The organism is Xenorhabdus kozodoii (genome assembly GCF_002632875.1).
GTDB classification, from domain to species: Bacteria; Pseudomonadota; Gammaproteobacteria; order Enterobacterales; family Enterobacteriaceae; genus Xenorhabdus; species Xenorhabdus kozodoii.
In genome coordinates, this window is record NZ_NJCX01000116.1 from 1 (window position 1) to 447 (window position 447).

1 protein-coding gene is annotated in these 447 nt (G+C 57.9%); it reads right to left on the reverse strand.

The features are described from left to right. Positions 1 to 447: contractile injection system protein, VgrG/Pvc8 family (locus Xkoz_RS19385; RefSeq protein ID WP_279627422.1), on the reverse strand; the 447-nt coding region annotated here is incomplete at both ends.

Here is a 447-nt window from a genome sequence, read left to right on the forward strand (position 1 = left end):
GAGAGGGGGTAGCGCGGGTTCGCCGGGTTGAAATCTTTGTGCAGGCTGCGTTGCGGGCTCATGCCAACCCCCAGTCGCACCTGATAAATGGTATCCACCCCGTGGGCGGTTTCTGGCTGGGGCTGGTATTGCAGGGGCAGGCCGGCGGTCATGCCGAGATGGCTGTCGCTGAAAAACAGCGTGTCATCCTCGAACCAGAAACTGCATCCCTCTTCCGCCGTCAATCGGCTGAAAAACGCATAATCGGATTCGCGCTTCTGGGTGACATATTCCCGGTCCTGATGCGCATCGTAGAGTTTTGAGTCGGCTTTCACCCGGTGCTTTTTCAGCAGGCCGGTTAAAATCGCCGGCACGTTTTGCTGATGGTAAATCCGGCTGTCCTGGTTGAGGGTCAGGCGCCAGCAGGCAGGGCGCACGGTCACGGTATAAATCGTTTTGTTGCCATCG